This is a genomic window from Variovorax sp. P1_H12_2 (assembly GCF_056405335.1).
This window is the reverse complement of the sequence record NZ_JBFUCI010000086.1, coordinates 1-18223: the sequence shown is the minus strand read 5'-3', so window position 1 is coordinate 18223 and position 18223 is coordinate 1. Positions and strand designations below refer to the sequence as shown.

The following is an 18223-nucleotide window of genomic DNA, read 5'->3' as shown; positions in this document are numbered from 1 at the left end:
ACGGCACGCCGAGCGGCGCGGTGTTCGTGCCCTTCGCCTACTACGAGGCGGCGGCCAACCTGATGACCAATGCGGCGCTCGATCCGTTCGGGAAGATCCCGGAGTTCAAGTATTGCGCGGTGCAGATCCGGCGCGGCGGCGCACCGATGGCGGCGGCCGGCTACGGCACCGGCGCGACAGGCGACAATGCGCGCCTGCCATGGACAGTCTCGACCTGATCAGAACCTTCCGCGAGGTCGCCACGTACGGCAGCTTCTCGCGTGCCGCGACCAAGCTCGACGTCTCGAAGGCGACGGTGAGCAAGTACATCGCCGAACTCGAGACGCGGCTCGGCGTGCGGCTGCTCAACCGCTCCACGCGCGCGGTCAGCCTCACCGATGCCGGCGCGCTGCTGCTCGAACGCAGCAAGCCGATGATGGAGATGTTCGAGCTCACCCAGGCCGAGGTGCAGGAGCACGCCAACCATCCCACGGGGCGGCTGCGCATCTCGGCGCCGCTGGGCTCCGGCCAGGGCGACCTGCCGAAGCTGCTGGGCCAGTTCATGGGCCACTACCCCGACGTCAGCATCAGCCTGCAGCTGACCAACCGCGCGATCGACATGGCCGAGGACGCGATCGACGTGGCGCTGCACTTCGGTCCGATCGAGGACGAGAACCTGATCGTGCGCAAGCTGGTGCGCGGCCATCTGGTGGTGTGCGCCTCGCCGGTCTACTGGAAGAAGCACGGCAAGCCGACCCATCCGCGCGAGCTCGCCGACCACGATGCGCTGACCCAGTCGCGGCTGGGCGCCCACCCGGAATGGCGCTTCGAGGTGGACGGCAAGCCCTTCGACGTCGAGGTCAAGAGCCGGATGGACGCCACCGAGAGCGCGCCGCTGATCCAGATCGCGCTGCAGGGATTCGGCGTGATCTACATGCCCAACATGCTGGTGCAGCCGCACGTCGAGCAGGGCGAGTTGGTGCCGGTGCTGCAGGACTACGTGCGCAGCGACATGTGGCTGTCGGCCGCCTACCTGCAGCGGCGCCACAACAGCGCGGCGCTGCGCGCCTTGCTCGATTTCCTTGAATCGCGCTTCAGCGTGCGGAACAAGGCCAGGGGCTGAACGATCGGCGTCGCGGCGCTTYCCCCCTGCCGCGCGCCCCGCGGCGTGCTCTATGCCGGTAGCGGACCAGGATGCCAAGAATTGAAGTCGGCGTAACGAACAAGAATGGATTAACCCTTYTGTTTCCTTCTTTCCAGTTTGGCCTGTGGTCCTAAGCTTCAACCCAGTTCAATGAACCACAGGAACGGGGTATGGCAAGACTGATCATCCTGGCGCGGCACAGCAGCGTGCGGCAGGTCAACATCGCGGGCCCGATCACCACCATCGGGCGGTCCGGCAGCAACAGCGTGTGCATCGACAGCGAGCGGGTGAGCCGGCATCACGCCGCCATCGAGTGGACCGGCGACCGCTTCCTGCTCACCGACATGGGCAGCCGCAACGGCACCTACGTCAACAACGAGAAGGTGAGGGCGCACGCGCTGTCCAACGGCGACGCGATCGTGGTCGGCGACTGCCAGCTGCGCTTTCTCTACAGCCAGCCTCTGCCGCCGGCCGATGCGCTGCGGCTCATGACCCTGCCGGACCATCTCATGGCGATCGATGCGCAGATGGCGCGCAGCGCCAGCCGGCGCGTGCCTGAACGCCGCGTGTTCGCGCGCTGAGCTCAGGCCGGCGCCGGGCCGCGACCCACACGCAGTGGGGGAGCGTGGGGGCTTCAGGCGTACCGCGCTGCCATCGGCCGGCCGCGCGGCGGAACCGGCATCGCCGGCATCGCGCTCTGCTGGCTGCGCTCGGCGATCAGCCGGGCGGCCAGCTGCGCGGCCATCTCGAGCTTCTTCAAGTCGCGTGCCTCCAGCGACGGATCGGGCGTGAAGCTGAAGGAATACAAGGTGCCGTAGATCGTGCCGTTGCCGAGCACGACCGGCGCGCTGAGGTAGCAGCCTGCGGGCACCTTGGCGCTCAGTACCTGCTTGCAGAAGGCGAGTTCGAGCGGCTCGGCCTGCTCGTCGACGAACTGCGCGCGCCCGGAGGGCTGCCGCCGGTGGGACACCTGCCGGCCGTCGACGAACTCGCAGGCGAAGGCGGCCTCCATGCCGTGCTGTTCGCGCAGCAGCTTGAGGACCTGGTGCACCGAGGGGTCCAGCAGCGGATCGCTCATGTCCGGCGTCGCCATCAGCAGTTCGGACACGGTCACCTCGACGGCTGCGAGTGCGGGATCGTGTGCGTAGTAGCTCATGGTGGGGTCTCCGGTGGAATGGGTCGATTGGAGCGCACAAACTCCCCTGATCTCAAAAAACGAGAACTAAGGTTTCCTTTTGTGGCGACCTTTGTCACAGAAATGCAATCGAAATGCTTCAAAACGTGAGCGCCGCCATACACCCGACAAGGCCGTGGGCGTTCCGGCATCGGCTATCGTCGGCCCCATGGTGAACCCTGAAACCTCTTCTGCCGCGCCCCGCCCGACGCTCGACGTCGCCGTGGTGATGCGGCGCGAACGGCTTCACGGCCCGTCCAGCCACTGGCAGCCCTGGCGCTGGACGCTCGATGCGGTCGTGCCCGACGAGCCCGGCTTCGGCACCGGGCCCCGGCTGCTGCGCGACGACCAGGGCGAGCAGTTCTGGCTGCATCCCGGTTTCAAGGTCGAGCTGTTCCGCGACGAGGCCGAGGGCTATCACCTCAACGCGACCACGCCGGCGCCTTGCTGGTTCGTGCTCTGGCGCATGGACGAGGAAGCGACCCTGGGCCCGGAGCCGATTCCCCGCCCGGTGGTCGTGACCCTGAGCTACTACGAGGCGGGCCGCTGGCTGGACGCGCAGGAAACCGTCGAGCAGGTGCCGGCCCCGCCCGAGGTGCTGGAATGGCTGCGCACCTTCGTGCAGGAGCACTACGTGGCCGAGCCCAAGAAGCGCAAGCGGCCCGAGAGCTTCCGGCCGCTGGTGGACCGCTTCGGCAACGCGGCGAGCGTGTCGACCGAGAAGAAGCGGGGCAGGGGAGCCGGCGATGTCTGAACGGCCCCCACGCTCCCCCACTTCGTGTGGGTCGCTGCCCCCCGAGGGGGCCGCAGGCCCGCTTGGGGCGGCCCCGCGCGAGCCTGAAGGCTTCTTTGATCGCTGGTCGCGACGCAAGCAGCAGGTGCGCGCGGGCGAAGTGCCCGAGGAGCCGGCGATCGAGGCCGAAGACGAGGTGCGTGAAGCCGCCGCCCCGACCGGGCCGGCGCCTTCGGTGCTGCCGGCCGCGGAGGCCCCGCCGCCGCTCACGCTGGCCGATGTGCAGGCGCTGGACATCGATTCGGACTTCAAGCCCTTCGTCGCCGAGGGCGTGGCCCCGGAGGTCAAGAACGCCGCCTTCAGGAAGCTCTTTGCCGATCCGCACTTCAACGTGATGGACGGGCTCGACACCTACATCGACGACTACGCCAAGCCTTCGCCCTTGCCCGACAGCGTGCTGCGCCAGATGGCGAGCGCCAAGTTCCTGAAGCTCTTCGAGGAAGAGCCCGAAGAAACTCCCGGGAACGATGGATTGCCCGACGTGGCACAGTCCGATCCGGGAGACTCCCCCAGCCCGCCGGTTGCCGTTGCGCAACCCGCCAGCCAACCGACCGATGACCACCACGCTGATCTGCGACTGCAACCAGACGATGCCCCTCGAGCCGAAGATGCTCGGGACGGCACTGGCTGAAACCCTGCCCCTCCATTCCTCGCTGTGCCGCCGCGAAGCGGCGTCCTTCCAGCGCGCCATCCAGTCCGGTGACGAGGTGGTGGTCGCCTGCACGCAGGAGAAGCGCCTCTTCGGCGAACTCGCCGGGCAGACGCCCGAGGCCACCTCGCCGATCCGTTTCGTCAACATCCGCGAGACCGGCGGCTGGAGCCGCGATGCCCGCAGCGCGATGCCGAAGATCGCCGCGTTGCTGGCCGCCGCCGGCCTGCCCGAGCCGGACCCGGTGGCGACCGTGAGCTATGCGAGCCAGGGCCGGCTGCTGATCATCGGCGCCCTCGACGAAGCGGAGCAGGCCGCGGCGCTGCTCGGCGACAGCCTCGAGGTCACGATCCTCTCCCAGGGCCCCGGCCTGCTCGGCGGTGCCCAGGAGCGGCGCTGGCCGGTGCTCGCGGGCCGGCTCGAGTCGCTGACCGGCTGGCTCGGCGCCTTCCAGCTGCAATGGACGCGCGACAACCCGATCGACCTCGACCTGTGCACCCGCTGCAATGCCTGCGTGGCGGCCTGTCCCGAGCAGGCCATCGGGCTGGACTACCAGATCGACCTGGGCAAGTGCACCTCGCACCGCGATTGCGAGCGCGCCTGCAGCGTCGCCGGCGCGATCCGCTTCGATCGTGCGCCCGAGCGCCTGGACGGCGCCTTCGACCTGGTGCTCGACCTCGGCGCCTCGCCGGTCATCGACTGGCACGCGCCGCCGCAGGGCTACTTCCATCTGCCCGGCGGCGTGGCGCATGCGCGCGGCCTGCAGACGCTGCTGCGCCTGCGCGAACTCGTCGGCGAGTTCGAGAAGCCGAAGTTCTTCGACTACAAGCAGAAGCTCTGCGCCCACAGCCGCAACGAGGYCGTCGGCTGCAACGCCTGCATCGAGGTCTGCTCGGCGCACGCGGTCAGCAGCGACAAGGAGCGCCAGCGCATCGTCGTCAATCCGAACCTCTGCGTCGGCTGCGGCGCCTGCACCACGGTGTGCCCGACCGGCGCACTGGGCTACACCTACCCGCGCACGCCCCATCAGGGACTCAAGCTGCGCACGCTGCTCGCCACCTATGCGGGCGCGGGCGGCCGCGATGCCGCGCTGCTGCTGCACAGCCAGGAAGGCGGCCAGGCCCTGGTCGAGCAACTGGGTCGCCAGGCTCAGCTCGGCCGCGCCCACGGCGTGCCGGCGAATGTGATTCCGGTCGGGCTCTTCCATGCGGCGAGCACCGGCATCGACTTGTGGCTGACCGCCGTGGCCTTCGGCGCCTCGCAGGTGCTGGTGCTGGCGACCGGCGAGGAGGCGCCGACCTACCTGGCCGCGCTCGGCAAGCAGATGGACATCGCGCAATCGCTGCTGCGCGGGCTGGGCTACACGGGCACGCATTTCCGGCTGATCGAGGCCGCGACACCCGAGGCGCTCGACGCCGCGCTCGCGGGCCTGGGCGCGAGCCGCCGGCAGCTGCCGGCGAAGCCGGCCCGCTTCGCGGTCGGCGCCGAGAAGCGCAGCACGCTCGAACTGGCGCTCGACCACCTCCTGGACGAATCGCCGGCGCTGCGCAACCCGGCCGCCGACGCGCCGCTCGCGATTGCGCTGCCCGCGGGCGCGCCCTTCGGCGGCATCGCGGTGAACAAGGACGCCTGCACCCTGTGCCTGGCCTGCGTCAGCGCCTGCCCCGCCGGCGCGCTGCAGGACAACCCGAACGCGCCGCAACTGCGCTTCATCGAGAAGAACTGCGTGCAGTGCGGCCTGTGCGAGACCACCTGCCCCGAGCACGCGATCTCGCTGGTGCCGCGACTGCTCGCGGCGCCGGAACGCAAGCAGCCGGTGGTGCTCAACGAGGCCAGGCCGTGGGCCTGCATCCGCTGCAGCAAGCCCTTCGGAACGCAGAAGGCGATCGAGGCCATGCTGGGCAAGCTGGCCGGTCATGCGATGTTCCAGGGCGAGGCGCTGGAGCGCCTCAAGATGTGCAGCGACTGCCGCGTCATCGACCTCTACAGCGCGCAGAACGAAATGAAGATCACGCCGCTATGAACATGAACGAGCGAATTCCCGTCACTTCCGCGCTCGACGAAGAGGTCGCCCGTGCCGAGCTCTACGGCCTGCTGGCGCGCCTCTGGTATGCGGCACCCGATGCCGAACTGCTCGAGGCCTTCCAGGTGGCGCCGACCGAGGCACCCGCCGCCGGCGCCTTTCTGGAGGAACCGTGGCGCCAGCTGGTCGGCCTGGCGCGAGACACCGGCCTGGCCGAATTGCGCGCCGAATACGACGCGCTGTTCGGCGGCATCGGCAAGCCCGAGGTCTACCTGTTCGGCTCGCACTACCTGAGCGGCTTCCTGAACGACAAGCCGCTGGCCCAGTTGCGCAACGACCTCGACCGCCTCGGGCTGGCGCGCGAGGAGTCGGTGTCCGAGTCCGAGGACCACGTCGCCTGCCTGTTCGAGGTCATGCGCTACCTGATCGCGGGCGACGACGTGGAAGTTGCCAATTTAACGCAACAAAAAGTATTCTTCTCTACTCATTTGCAACCTTGGTTGCCGGCGATGTGCGAGGCGATCTCGGTGCACCCCCGGGCCCGCTTCTATGCCGCGCTGGCCGGTCTGACCCGCGCGTTTTCGGAGGTGGAGTCCCAGGGCTTCGACATGTCGCACTGAGACTGAGGGATATCTCCGATCTCGGTCCTCAGGGTCTGGACTAGTATCCAAGGATATGTAACTCGTTTCATATCTCGTTCAGTCAGCCACTCCTGGAGACGTTATGCAGGACAGCCCATCCGCCGGCCCCCGACCGGCCTCCCGCCGGGGATTCTTTGTCGGCGCCGCCACCGTCGGCGCAGCCGCAGCCGCTGTCACCGTGCTGCCCAAGGTCGTCGAGGCGCCTGGCGCCGCGGCCGCTGCTTCCGCGCTCCCACCCGCGCCCGAGAACGGCGGCGGCTATTCGCTGAGCGAGCACGTCAAGCGCTACTACAAGACCGCGTCTGCCTGAGCACGAAAGCCCACGATGCTATTGACCAAGAAAGCGCCCGCCGCCGCGCGTGACGGCGTCGACGCCCGTTCCTCCTCTTCCTCCTCGCCCTTCGTCCACAGCCTGCGGCGCGGCCTGTCGAACGCGCTGCCGACCATGGACCGCCGCGCCTTCCTGCGCCGCTCCGGTCTCGGCGTGGGCGTCGGCCTCGCGGCCGGACAGCTCACGCTGATCAAGAAGGCCGACGCCATGCCGGGCCAGGCGAGCGCCATCGGCGCCGGCAAGATCGAAGTCCGGCGAACCGTCTGCTCCCATTGCTCGGTCGGCTGCGCCTCCGATGCGGTGGTCGAGAACGGCGTCTGGGTGCGCCAGGAGCCGGTGTTCGATTCGCCGATCAACCTCGGCGCGCACTGCGCCAAGGGCGCGGCCCTGCGCGAGCACGGCCATGGCGAATACCGGCTGCGCTACCCGATGAAGCTGGTCAACGGCAAGTACGAGCGCATCAGCTGGGACACGGCGCTGACCGAGATCACCGCCAGGCTGGTGGAACTGCGCAAGGCCAGCGGACCCGATTCGATCTACTGGATCGGTTCCAGCAAGCACAGCAACGAGCAGGCCTACCTGATGCGCAAGTTCGTGAGCTTCTTCGGCAGCAACAACTGCKACCACCAGGCGCGCATCTGCCACTCGACCACGGTCGCGGGCGTGGCGAACACATGGGGCTACGGCGCCATGACGAATTCGTACAACGACATGCGCAACGCCAAGGTCGCGATGTACATCGGCTCGAACGCGGCCGAGGCGCATCCGGTGAGCATGCTGCACATGCTGCATGCGAAGGAAAACGGCTGCAAGATGATCGTGGTCGACCCGCGATTCACCCGCACCGCGGCCAAGGCCGACGAGTACGTACGCATCCGCTCGGGCTCCGACATTCCCTTCCTGTTCGGCCTGCTGTATCACATCTTCAAGAACGGCTGGGAGGACAAGAAGTACCTCAACGACCGCGTCTTCGGCATGGAGGACGTGCGCGCCGAGGTGATGGCCAAGTGGACGCCCGACAAGGTCGAGGAAGCCTGCGGCGTGAAGGAGGCGCAGGTCCTGAAGGTCGCGACTTGGCTCAACGAGAACCGGCCCGGCACCGTCGTCTGGTGCATGGGCCAGACGCAGCACACGATCGGCAACGCGATCGTGCGCGCCTCGTGCATCCTGCAGCTGGCGCTGGGCAACGTGGGCACCTCGGGCGGCGGCACCAACATCTTCCGTGGCCACGACAACGTGCAGGGCGCCACCGACGTCGGCCCGAACCCCGATTCGCTGCCGGGCTACTACGGGCTGGTCGAGGGCTCCTGGAGGCATTTCGCGGCGACCTGGGGCGTCGATTTCGACTGGATCAAGGGCCGCTTTGCTTCGCCCGCGATGATGACCAAGCCCGGCATCACGGTGTCGCGCTGGATCGACGGCGTGCTCGAGAAAAACGAGCTGATCGACCAGGACTCGAACCTGCGCGGCGTCTTCTACTGGGGCCATGCGCCGAACTCCCAGACCCGCGGCCTCGAGATGAAGCGGGCCATGGACAAGCTCGACCTGCTGGTGGTGGTCGACCCGTACCCGTCGGCGACCGCGGCGATGGCCGCGATGCCGGGCCGCGCGGAAGACCTGAACCCCAACCGCGCGGTCTACCTGCTGCCGGCCTGCACCCAGTTCGAGACCAGCGGCTCCGTCACGGCGTCGAACCGCTCGCTCCAGTGGCGCGAGAAGGTCATCGAGCCGCTCTGGGAGAGCCGCAGCGACCACATGATCATGCAGCAGTTCGCCGACCGGCTCGGCTTCGGCAAGGAGCTCAGCAAGAACTACAAGATGCAGAAGGTCAAGGGCATGGACGAGCCCGTGCCCGACGACATCCTGCGCGAGATCAACAAGTGCTGCTGGGCGGTCGGCTACACCGGCCAGAGCCCCGAGCGTCTGCAGGCCCACATGCGCAACATGGCCGCCTTCGATGTCCGTACGCTGCGGGCCAAGGGCTCGGTCAAGGACAAGGTCAACGGCTACGACATCGCCGGCGACTACTTCGGCCTGCCGTGGCCCTGCTACGGCACGCCCGAGCTCAAGCACCCGGGCTCGCCGAACCTGTACGACACCTCGAAGCACGTGATGGACGGCGGCGGCAACTTCCGCGCCAATTTCGGTGTCGAGCGCAACGGCAAGAACCTGCTGGCCGAGGACGGATCGCATTCGCTGGGCGCGGCGATCACCACGGGCTACCCCGAGCTCGACCACCTGCTGCTCAAGAAGCTGGGCTGGTGGGACGAACTCACCGAGGTCGAGAAGACCAAGGCCGAGGGCAAGAACTGGAAGACCGACAGTTCGGGCGGCATGATCCGCGTGTTCATGAAGAACCACGGCTGCCATCCCTTCGGCAATGCCAAGGCGCGCGCCGTGGTGTGGAACTTCCCGGATGCGATCCCGCAGCACCGCGAGCCGCTGTACGGCAACCGGCCCGACCTGATGGTGAAGTACCCGACGCACGACGACAAGATGGCGTTCTGGCGTCTGCCCACGCTCTACAAGACGATCCAGCAGAAGAACATCGCCGACAAGATCGCCGAGAAGTTCCCCTATGTGATGACTTCCGGCCGCCTGGTCGAGTACGAGGGCGGCGGCGAGGAGACCCGCTCCAACCCCTGGCTGGCCGAGCTGCAGCAGCAGATGTTCATCGAGATCAACCCGAAGGTGGCGGCCGAGAAGGGCATCCGCAACGGCGAGCGGGCCTGGGTCCACACGCCGACGGGCGCCCGGCTCAACGTGCAGGCCCTGGTGACCGAGCGGGTCGGGCCCGACACGGTGTTCATGCCCTTCCACTTCTCGGGCCACTGGCAGGGCAAGGACATGCTCGCCTACTACCCGGCGGGCGCGCACCCGATCGTGCGCGGGGAGGCGATCAACACCGCCACCACCTACGGCTACGACAGCGTCACGATGATGCAAGAGACCAAGACGACGGTCTGCAACGTCGAAAAGGCATAAGAAAACATGGACCCCCACACTCATCACTTCGTGTATTCGCTGCCCCCCGAGGGGGCGCATGCCTCCTTTGAGGCGGCTCGGCAGGAGGCATAGCATGGCAAGAATGAAGTTCGTCTGCGATTCCGAGCGCTGCATCGAGTGCAACGGCTGCGTCACGGCCTGCAAGAACGAGAACGAGGTGCCATGGGGCGTGAACCGCCGCCGCGTGGTCACGCTCAATGACGGCGTGCCGGGCGAGCGCTCGATCTCGGTGGCCTGCATGCATTGCTCCGATGCGCCCTGCATGGCGGTGTGCCCGGTGCAGTGCTTCTACCGCACCGAGGAAGGCGTGGTGCTGCACGACAAGGACGTCTGCATCGGCTGCGGCTACTGCTCCTACGCCTGCCCCTTCGGCGCGCCGCAGTTCCCGGCCCAGGGCACCTTCGGTGCCCGCGGCAAGATGGACAAGTGCACCTTCTGCGCCGGCGGCCCCGAGGCCAACGGCTCCGAGGCCGAGTTCGAGAAGTACGGCCGCAACCGCCTGGCCGAAGGGAAGCTGCCGGCCTGCGCCGAGATGTGCTCGACCAAGGCCCTGCTGGCCGGCGACGGCGACGTCGTGGCCGACATCTTCCGCACCCGCGTGGTGGCACGCGGCAAGGGGGCCGAGGTCTGGGGCTGGGGCACCGCCTACGGCTCGCAGCAAGCCGGCACGCCGGGCAACGGAGGCACGAAATGAAGCGCCTGTGGACTTCCGCGGCGCTGCTCGCCGCCGCGCTGCTGCTGGGCGCCTGCTCCGAGAAGCCGCAGACCAATGCGCACGGTGTCCGGCTGGACGCCGCGCCCTGGACCGGCACCGGCGTGCAGGCCAACACCGGCACCGCCTTCACCTCGCCGGGCTGGCAGGTCGGTGATCGCGCCTCCTGGCAGGAGCACCTGAAGCAACGCGCGATCAACGGCCAGAACGAATACACGCGGATCAACTGAAGCGGAGGCCGCATGAGACAAGTCCTTCACGCCCTCGTCCTGGCCGCAGTGCTCGGTGGCGGCGCCGCGGCGATGGCCCAGGGCGCCAATCCGGTGGCCTCCGGCGCGGTCGCCGAGGCGCCGGCCGCGACGAGCCCGCCACCGGCTGCGACTGTCGCGGCGCCGGCGCCGGCCACGGGCGGCATCCGCAGCCAGAACATCTTCGAGGTCAAGCCCGAGGCCAGCGCCGACCCGAACTACCTGAACCAGACCAACGGCGAGCGCCAGCGCGTGCAGCCGGGCAACAACGCGCCGATGTGGCGCCAGGTGAGCGGCGGCGTGACCGGCTTCAGCAGCCTGCCGGCCAGCGAGGCGCCCGAGGCGGGCAACCTGATCCAGGGCTTCGTCAAGTATCCGGGTTCGCTCTACACCAACGCCGGCGAGGCCTGGCGCCAGGTGCGCAACAACTGGATCATTCCGTACGGCGCTGCGCTGCTCTTCGTGACGCTGCTGGCGATCGCGATCTTCTATTTCACGCGTGGGCCGATCGGCCTGCACGGCCAGGAGACCGGCCGCAAGATCGAGCGCTTCACGCCCTTCGAGCGCGCCACGCACTGGTCGAACGCGATCGCCTTCGTGACGCTGGCGATCTCGGGCCTCGTGATGGCCTTCGGCAAGTTCTTCCTGCTGCCGGTGCTGGGCGGTTCGCTGTTCGGCTATCTGGCCTACGCGCTGAAGACCGTGCACAACTTCGTCGGGCCGCTGTTCGTGGTGACGATGCTGTTCATGATCTTCACCTTCATCCGCAGCAACTGGCCACGCAAGAACGACCTGGACTGGCTCAGGAAAGGCGGCGGACTGTTCGGCGGCGAGGAGCCGCCATCGGACCGCTTCAATGCCGGCGAGAAGGTGGTGTTCTGGGGTGGCGTGCTGTTCCTCGGCAGCATCGTGATCGGCTCCGGCCTGTTCCTCGACAAGCTGCTGCCCGGCTTCGTCTACACGCGCGGCGAGATGCAGATCGCGCACATGATCCATGCGGTCGCCACGCTGTGCATGATGGCGCTGATCATGGGCCACATCTACATCGGTACGCTGGGCATGAAGGGCGCCTACAAGGCGATGCGCACCGGCTATGTCGACGAGACCTGGGCCCGGGAGCACCATGCGCTCTGGTACAACGACATCGCCGCCGGCAAGATTCCGGCCGAGCGCAGCGCCGAGGCGCGTGCCGCCGCGCCGGCGTCCGGCATTCGGATCGAAGGACATCCCTCATGAAGAAGCTGCTCACCCATGGCGCCCTGGCCGTCGGCCTGGCGACCGGCCTGGCTGCTGCGCCGGCCGCTTTCGCCAAGCTGCCCGCCCCGACCCTGACACCGGAAGCCAAGGCCAAGGCGGCCGAAGCCGCGGCCAAGACGGCGTGGAGCGCCAAGGTCGACAGCTTCCAGCTGTGCCAGGCGCAGACCCGCGTGGCGACCCGCTACCGCGAGACGGCGGCCGCGGCCGGCCTGCAGCTCGCGCCGGCCACGCCGACGCCAGCATGCACCGACCCCGGTCCGTTCGCCTTCGCCCCGCCGGCCGAGGCGGCGAAGCCGATCGAGGCCTCGGGCGCGCATTCGCCGGCGCCCACCGCGGCCTCGCCGCCGAGCTCGAACCAGACCTCGGCCGAGATCAATCCCGCGCCCAAGAAGTGACGCTGCCGCGGCTGACCCAGGCCCGGGCACCGCTCACGCGCGAGGTCGAGGTCGTCGACGAGCATGGCGAGTCGGGCCGGGTCTCGATCCCCGCCGAACGCGACCTCACGATCTACGTCGATCGCCGCGAACTGGTCACGCTGATGACCCTGGGCGCGCAGCCCGAGCTGCTGGTGCTGGGCTACCTGCTGAACCAGCGGCTGATCGAATCGGCGACGGACGTCGAATCGATCACGGTCGACTGGGAGGTCGGCGCCGCGGCGGTCCGCACCCATGCCGGCATCGATCGCATCGAAGAGCGCACCGCCAAGAAGGTGGTCACCACCGGCTGCGGCCAGGGCAGCGTGTTCGGCGAACTGATGGCCGGCATCGATCGCCTGCAGTTGCCCGACACCCGCATGACGCAGGCGCAGCTCTATGCGCTGGTCAACGCGATCCGCCTGCAGGAGAGCACCTACAAATCGGCCGGCTCGGTGCATGGCTGCGCGCTGTTCACGCTCGAGGCCGACGACGAGATCCGCATGCAGTGCTTCGTCGAGGACGTGGGCCGCCACAACGCGATCGACACCATCGCCGGCTGGATCGCGATGCAGTCGCCGTCGCAGCTCGGCGGTGCGCGGGTGTTCTACACCACCGGCCGCCTGACCAGCGAGATGGTGATCAAGTCGGCCCAGATGGGCGTGGCGATCGTGGTCTCGCGCAGCGGCATCACGCAGATGGGGCACGAGGTCGCGGCGCGGGTCGGGCTGTGTGCGATCGGCCGGGCGACGAACCGTCGCTTTCTCTGCTTCTCCGGGGCCGGGCGGCTGGTGCTGCAGCCGGAGCTGGCCGGCGCCAAGGTCGCAGGCACGGTCTAAATCCTTCGATTTCGCGGGAGCCGGCGGCTCGGCTATCGTCGGCCCATGAATGCTTTTCTTCGCCTCGGCTGGCGCACGCTCTGGCGCGACCTTCGCGCCGGCGAACTCCGTCTCCTGATCGTTGCCGTGCTGCTGGCGGTGGCCGCCCTGACCGCGGTCGGCTTCTTCGCCGACCGTCTCAACGGCGGGCTGCAGCGCGATGCGCGCCAGCTGCTGGGCGGCGACGCGGTGCTGGCCAGCGACAACCCGACGCCACTGGCCTTCGTCGAGCGCGCGCGGGCCCTGGGCCTGCAGGGCGCCAGCACCTACGGCTTCCCGACCATGGCGCGTGCCAGCGAGGCGCAGGGCGGCGCCACCAAGCTGGTGGCGCTGAAGGCGGTCGCGCCCGGCTACCCGCTGCGCGGCAGCGTGCAGGTGGCGCTCGGCACCGAAGGCCCCGGCCAGGCGACGCGCGAGGTGCCGGCGCCCGGAGAGGCTTGGGTCGACGGGTCGCTGCTGGAATCGCTCGCGCTCCAGGTCGGCGACACCCTGCTGCTCGGGGACGCCGGCCTGCGCATCGCGCGCGTGATCACCCTGGAGCCCGATCGCGGCGCCGGCTTCATGAGCTTTGCGCCGCGCGTGATGCTGAACCAGGGCGACATCGCCCGCACCGGGCTCGTGCAGCCGGYCAGCCGCGTGAGCTACCGCTTCGCCGTGGCGGGCGAGGCCGCCGCCGTGAAGCGCTTCAGCGACGCCGCCGATGCGGCGATCAAGAAAGGCGAGCTGCGCGGCGCCCGGCTCGAATCCTTCGAGAGCGGTCGCCCCGAGATGCGCCAGACACTCGACCGGGCCGAGAAATTCCTGAACCTGGTCGCGCTGCTGGCCGCGCTGCTTTCGGCCGTCGCCGTGGCCCTGGCGGCGCGCGGCTTCGCGGCCAGCCACCTCGACGACTGCGCCATGYTGCGCGTGCTGGGCCAGAGCCAGCGCACCATCGCGGCCGCCTACGCCTTCGAGTTCGCCGCGATCGGCCTGATCGCCAGCGCGATCGGCGTGGCGATCGGCTATGGCGTGCACTACATCTTCGTGCTGCTGCTGGCCGGCCTGGTCGAGAGTGCGCTGCCGGCGCCGACCCTGTGGCCGGTCGCCTTCGGGCTGGGCGTGGGGCTCACGCTGCTGTTCGCCTTCGGGCTGCCGCCGGTGCTGCAGCTGGCCCGGGTGCCGCCCTTGCGCGTGATCCGGCGCGACGTCGGCAACCTGAAGCCCGCCTCGATCGCGGTGCTCGGACTCGGCGTGGCCGGCTTCGCGGCGCTGCTGGTCGCGGCCAGCAGCGACCTCAAGCTTGGGCTGATCGCGGTCGGCGGCTTCGCCGCGGCGGTGGCGGTGTTCGCGCTCCTCAGCTGGGTGGCGGTGTGGGTGCTGCGCCGCAGCGTCAACGAGACCACCGCGCCGCGCTGGCTGGTGCTGGCGACGCGGCAGATTTCGGCGCGGCCCGCGTACGCGGTGGTCCAGGTGAGTGCGCTGGCGGTCGGCCTGCTGGCGCTGATCCTGCTGGTGCTGCTGCGCACCGACCTGGTGGCGAGCTGGCGCAAGGCCACGCCGCCCGATGCGCCGAACCGCTTCGTGATCAACGTGATGCCCGACCAGAGCGAGGCCTTCCAGAAAAGCCTGCGCGCGAGCGGCGTGCAGAAGTTCGACTGGTACCCGATGATTCGCGGCCGGCTGGTGGCGGTCAACGGCAAGCCGGTCTCGCCCGACGACTACAGCGATGACCGCGCCAAGCGGCTGGTCGACCGCGAGTTCAACCTCAGCAACAGCGCCAAGGCGCCGCAGCACAACCAGATCACCGCGGGGGCCTGGAAGCCGGATGCCGCGGGCGAACTCAGCGTCGAGGCGGGGCTGGCCGAGACGCTGGGACTGAAGCTCGGCGACCGCCTGCGCTTCGACATCGGCGGCCAGCAGAACGAGGCCCGCATCACCTCGCTGCGCAAGGTCGACTGGGGCTCGATGCACGCCAACTTCTTCGTCATGTACACGGTCGCGGCGCTGGCCGACGTGCCCGTCACCTACATGGGCGCCTTCCGCGCGCCCGAGGTCAAGGGTTTCGACAACGCGCTGGTGCGCAGCTACCCGAATGTCACCAACGTCGACATGAGCGCCACCATCGGGCAGGTGCAGCGCGTGCTCGACCAGGTGATCCGGGCGGTGGAGTTCCTGTTCGGCTTCACGCTGGCGGCCGGGCTGGTGGTGCTGTTCGCGGCCGTGACCGCGACGCGCGAGGAGCGTGCGCGCGAGTTCGCGGTGATGCGCGCCGTGGGTGCGCGCGCCAGCCTGCTGCGGCAGGTGCAGCGCGCCGAACTCGTGGGCGTGGGGCTGCTGGCCGGCTTCCTGGCCAGCATCGTCGCCTCCGTGATCGGCTGGGCGCTGGCGCGCTTCGTGTTCGACTTCACCTGGACCGCCTCGCCGCTGGTGCCGATCGCCGGCGCGCTTGCGGGCGCGGTGCTGGCGCTCGCGGCCGGCTGGTGGGGATTGCGCGAGGTGCTGCGGCGGCCGGTGGTGGCCACGCTGCGGCAGGCGGCGGAATAGGGCACACCCCGGTATGGCGGAATGCATCGAGTTCGACACCGAGCGGCTTCACCTGCGGCAGTGGCGGGTGGCCGACCGCGAAGCCTTCGCGGCACTCAACGCGGATCCGCGGGTGATGCGGTTCTTTCCGGCGCCGCTCTCGCGCGAGGAAAGCGACGCGATGGCCGAGCGCTGTGCCGAGGGCATCGCCCAGAGAGGCTGGGGCTTCTGGGCGGCCGAAGAGCGCGCCAGCCGGGCGCTGGTCGGCTTCGTCGGCCTCAACGTGCCGAGGCCGGACCTGCCGTTCTCGCCCTGCGTCGAGATCGGCTGGCGGCTCGCGCATGCCTTCTGGGGCCGGGGCTATGCGAGCGAGGCGGCGCGCGCCGCGCTGCGGGTGGGTTTCGAGCGCCTCGAGCTGCCCGGGATCGTGGCCTTCACCGCCGTGCCGAACCTGCCCTCGGAGGCGGTCATGCAGCGGCTCGGCATGCGGCCCGACGGCGTCTTCGAGCATCCGGCGCTGCCGCTGGGCCACGCGCTGCGTGCGCACAAGCTCTACCGGCTGCAGCGCGCCGCCTGGCTACAGGACCTCGTCGCGTAGCTGCGGAAAGACCTTCGACACCTTGGCGAGCAGGTAGTCGCCATAGCGGCCGTTGAAGGCGTGCACGTTGGCGCGATCCCAGCGCCGGGCGCTGTCGTCCTCGGCGGCGGCGCCCGCCAGGCCCTCGATGCGCTGCACCCGGGCCTCGAAATTCGGGTCGAAGAAGAGCGGAAACGACAGCCGGTCGCGGCCCGAGGTGTTGCGCGTCACGCGGTGCGGGGTCGACTTGTAGAGTCCGCCCGTCATGCGGTCGAGCATGTCGCCGATGTTGCAGACGAACGATTGCGCGATCGGCGGTGCCTCGATCCAGCCGTCCGGCGTGCGCACCTGCAGGCCGCCCACCGTGTCCTGGCGCAGGATCGTGAGCAGCCCGTAGTCGGTGTGCTCGCCGACGCCCCACGGCACGTCCATGCCCTCGGGCACCGCCTGGGTCGGATAGTTGAAGATGCGAAACAGGATCAGCGGGTCGGCCGTGTAGCGTTCGGCGAAGTAGCGGGCGGGCAGGCCCAGGCTCAGCGCGATGCCTTCCATCAGCCGGTGGCCGAGCTGCGTGACCGCATCGATGTAGGCCAGCACGGTGTCGCGCAGGCCCTCGGTGTCCGGAAACAGGTTGGGGCCGTGCACCGGCGTGCCGGCGCGCACCCGCGGATGGTCGGCGGACAGCTCGGTGCCCAGGTAGAGGCCTTCCTTCCAGTCGGGCCGGCCCGAGGTCAGTTCGCCCCCGAGCGGAAAGTAGCCGCGCCAGGCGCGGCCGCCAAGGGCCATGCGCCAGCGCATCTTGGTCGGCTCGTCCTGGGCGAAGAAGCGGCGGCTCAAGTCCTCGAGGCGCTGCACGAGCGCCTCGTCGACGCCGTGGCCCGTGATGTAGAAAAAGCCGTGGGCCCGGCAGGCGGCGCCGATCCGTGCGGCCACGCRCTCGCGTCCCGGGCCGCCGGCGATCAGGGCCGACACATCGATGACCGGCAGCGCGCCGGCGGCGGCAGGGGAGGGCGAATCACGCATGCCCCGATGGTGCCGCAAGTCTTGGCCCGGCGCCGGGCCGCCCCAAGCCGGCCTGCGGCCCCCTCGGGGGGCAGCGACCCACACGAAGTGGGGGAGCGTGGGGGCCAGCGAGGGACAATGGAGCCCATGCAAATCCAGGACAAACCGCCTTTCGACACCCCGTTCGAATGGATCGGCGGAGAACCCGCGGTCCACGCGCTGGTCGAACGCTTCTACGATCTCATGGACCTCGAGCCGGCCTACGCGCAGCTGCGTGCGGTGCACGGCAGCTCGCTCGACAACGCACGCCAGCGCCTGTTCTGGTTCCTCTGCGGCTGGCTCGGCGGCCCGCAGCACTACACCGACCGCTTCGGCCATCCGATGCTGCGCGCGCGCCACCTGCCGCAGAGCATCGGCGGCCACAGCATCGGCATCCGCGAGCGCGACGAGTGGCTGGCCTGCATGGACCAGGCAATGGGCGAGACCGGGGTGCCCGAGGCGCTGCGCGAGCGCCTGCGCGGGTCTTTCTTCCAGACTGCCGACTGGATGCGGAACAAGGGCGGATAGTCCGCCCCCCGCATCAGCGCCGCGACGGCGCCAGCAGCACCACCAGCGCGCCGCCGCCGCCCTCGGACGGCTTGGCTTGCACGAAGGCCAGCGTTTCGTTCTTCTGGATCAGCCAGCGCTGCACCTTGGCCTTGAGCACGGGTTGCTTGCCCGGCGAGCCCAGGCCCTTGCCGTGCACCACGCGCACGCAGCGCACGCCCTGTTTCCAGGCCTCGCGGATGAAGCCGCCGAGCGCCTCGCGGGCCTCGTCGCTGCGCATGCCGTGGAGGTCGATCTCGCGCTGGATCGACCATTCGCCGGCGCGCAGCTTGCGCGTGACGTCGGTGT

General features: G+C 69.3%; 20 protein-coding genes. 17 read left to right on the top strand and 3 right to left on the bottom strand.

Features of this window, described 5'->3' with window-relative positions; genetic code table 11:
- From AC1D2K_RS11490 to AC1D2K_RS11480, 3 genes are all read left to right on the top strand, one after another.
- Positions 1-218 (top strand): hypothetical protein (locus tag AC1D2K_RS11490; protein ID WP_478088957.1); only part of this gene is annotated, 218 nt, incomplete at its 5' end.
- Complete coding sequence (locus AC1D2K_RS11485) at positions 200-1102, top strand: LysR family transcriptional regulator (protein WP_478088956.1); 903 nt, start codon at positions 200-202, stop codon at positions 1100-1102. The genes AC1D2K_RS11490 and AC1D2K_RS11485, both read left to right, overlap by 19 nt.
- 191 nt (positions 1103-1293) lie before the next feature.
- On the top strand, positions 1294-1704 hold the full coding sequence (locus tag AC1D2K_RS11480) for an FHA domain-containing protein (protein ID WP_478088955.1): 411 nt from the start codon (positions 1294-1296) through the stop codon (positions 1702-1704).
- Between the two features lie 53 nt (positions 1705-1757).
- On the opposite strand, the gene AC1D2K_RS11475 is transcribed toward AC1D2K_RS11480, so the two are convergent.
- Positions 1758-2279 carry a hypothetical protein gene (locus AC1D2K_RS11475; RefSeq protein WP_478088954.1) on the bottom strand — a complete coding sequence of 174 codons (522 nt, stop codon included), beginning with the start codon at positions 2277-2279 and terminating at the stop codon, positions 1758-1760.
- A gap of 187 nt (positions 2280-2466) precedes the next feature.
- Between AC1D2K_RS11475 and AC1D2K_RS11470 the strand changes: the two genes are divergently transcribed.
- The 13 genes from AC1D2K_RS11470 to AC1D2K_RS11410 all read left to right on the top strand — a co-directional run bounded on the left by AC1D2K_RS11470 (position 2467) and on the right by AC1D2K_RS11410 (position 16348).
- Complete coding sequence (locus tag AC1D2K_RS11470) at positions 2467-3051, top strand: DUF3305 domain-containing protein (RefSeq protein WP_478088953.1); 585 nt, start codon at positions 2467-2469, stop codon at positions 3049-3051.
- A gap of 34 nt (positions 3052-3085) precedes the next feature.
- Positions 3086-3721, top strand: a complete 636-nt coding sequence (locus AC1D2K_RS11465; RefSeq protein ID WP_478088958.1) for a DUF3306 domain-containing protein — start codon at positions 3086-3088, stop codon at positions 3719-3721.
- The gene (locus AC1D2K_RS11460; RefSeq protein ID WP_478088952.1) at positions 3645-5762 is read left to right on the top strand and encodes a 4Fe-4S binding protein; all 2118 of its coding nucleotides are present in this window, start codon (positions 3645-3647) and stop codon (positions 5760-5762) included. The genes AC1D2K_RS11465 and AC1D2K_RS11460 overlap by 77 nt, the downstream gene beginning before the upstream one ends.
- A gap of 2 nt (positions 5763-5764) precedes the next feature.
- A complete protein-coding gene (locus tag AC1D2K_RS11455) occupies positions 5765-6382 on the top strand; it encodes a TorD/DmsD family molecular chaperone (protein WP_478088951.1) in 618 nt (205 codons plus the stop codon).
- 103 nt (positions 6383-6485) lie between these two features.
- Positions 6486-6713, top strand: coding sequence for a formate dehydrogenase (locus AC1D2K_RS11450; protein WP_478088950.1), 228 nt, complete (start codon positions 6486-6488; stop codon positions 6711-6713).
- A gap of 15 nt (positions 6714-6728) precedes the next feature.
- Positions 6729-9719 carry a formate dehydrogenase subunit alpha gene (locus AC1D2K_RS11445; protein WP_478088949.1) on the top strand — a complete coding sequence of 997 codons (2991 nt, stop codon included), beginning with the start codon at positions 6729-6731 and terminating at the stop codon, positions 9717-9719.
- 94 nt (positions 9720-9813) lie between these two features.
- Entirely contained in the window at positions 9814-10434 is a 621-nt protein-coding gene (fdh3B, locus tag AC1D2K_RS11440; protein ID WP_478088948.1) for a formate dehydrogenase FDH3 subunit beta, read from the top strand.
- A complete protein-coding gene (locus tag AC1D2K_RS11435) occupies positions 10431-10682 on the top strand; it encodes a hypothetical protein (RefSeq protein ID WP_478088947.1) in 252 nt (83 codons plus the stop codon). Before fdh3B ends, AC1D2K_RS11435 begins: the two co-directional genes overlap by 4 nt.
- A 12-nt stretch (positions 10683-10694) precedes the next feature.
- Positions 10695-11936: a formate dehydrogenase subunit gamma gene (locus AC1D2K_RS11430; RefSeq protein WP_478088946.1), complete on the top strand. Its 1242-nt coding sequence runs from the start codon at positions 10695-10697 to the stop codon at positions 11934-11936.
- Positions 11933-12352 (top strand): hypothetical protein, encoded by a 420-nt coding sequence (locus tag AC1D2K_RS11425; protein ID WP_478088945.1) that lies wholly within the window; start codon positions 11933-11935, stop codon positions 12350-12352. The genes AC1D2K_RS11430 and AC1D2K_RS11425 overlap by 4 nt, the downstream gene beginning before the upstream one ends.
- Positions 12349-13209, top strand: a complete 861-nt coding sequence (locus AC1D2K_RS11420; RefSeq protein ID WP_478088944.1) for a formate dehydrogenase accessory sulfurtransferase FdhD — start codon at positions 12349-12351, stop codon at positions 13207-13209. The genes AC1D2K_RS11425 and AC1D2K_RS11420 overlap by 4 nt, the downstream gene beginning before the upstream one ends.
- Before the next feature lie 45 nt (positions 13210-13254).
- Complete coding sequence (locus tag AC1D2K_RS11415) at positions 13255-15771, top strand: ABC transporter permease (RefSeq protein ID WP_478088943.1); 2517 nt, start codon at positions 13255-13257, stop codon at positions 15769-15771.
- 13 nt (positions 15772-15784) lie between these two features.
- On the top strand, positions 15785-16348 hold the full coding sequence (locus tag AC1D2K_RS11410) for a GNAT family N-acetyltransferase (RefSeq protein ID WP_478088942.1): 564 nt from the start codon (positions 15785-15787) through the stop codon (positions 16346-16348).
- On the opposite strand, the gene AC1D2K_RS11405 is transcribed toward AC1D2K_RS11410, so the two are convergent.
- A complete protein-coding gene (locus tag AC1D2K_RS11405; RefSeq protein WP_478088941.1) occupies positions 16328-17350 on the bottom strand; it encodes an isopenicillin N synthase family dioxygenase in 1023 nt (340 codons plus the stop codon). The genes AC1D2K_RS11410 and AC1D2K_RS11405 overlap by 21 nt on opposite strands.
- Positions 17351-17476: 126 nt before the next feature.
- On the opposite strand from AC1D2K_RS11405, the gene AC1D2K_RS11400 reads away from it, so the two are divergent.
- Positions 17477-17896, top strand: coding sequence for a group II truncated hemoglobin (locus AC1D2K_RS11400; protein ID WP_478088940.1), 420 nt, complete (start codon positions 17477-17479; stop codon positions 17894-17896).
- Positions 17897-17909: 13 nt separating this feature from the next.
- Here AC1D2K_RS11400 and AC1D2K_RS11395 read toward each other — a convergent pair.
- The coding region (locus AC1D2K_RS11395; RefSeq protein ID WP_478088939.1) for a Smr/MutS family protein at positions 17910-18223 on the bottom strand (314 nt) is incomplete at its 5' end.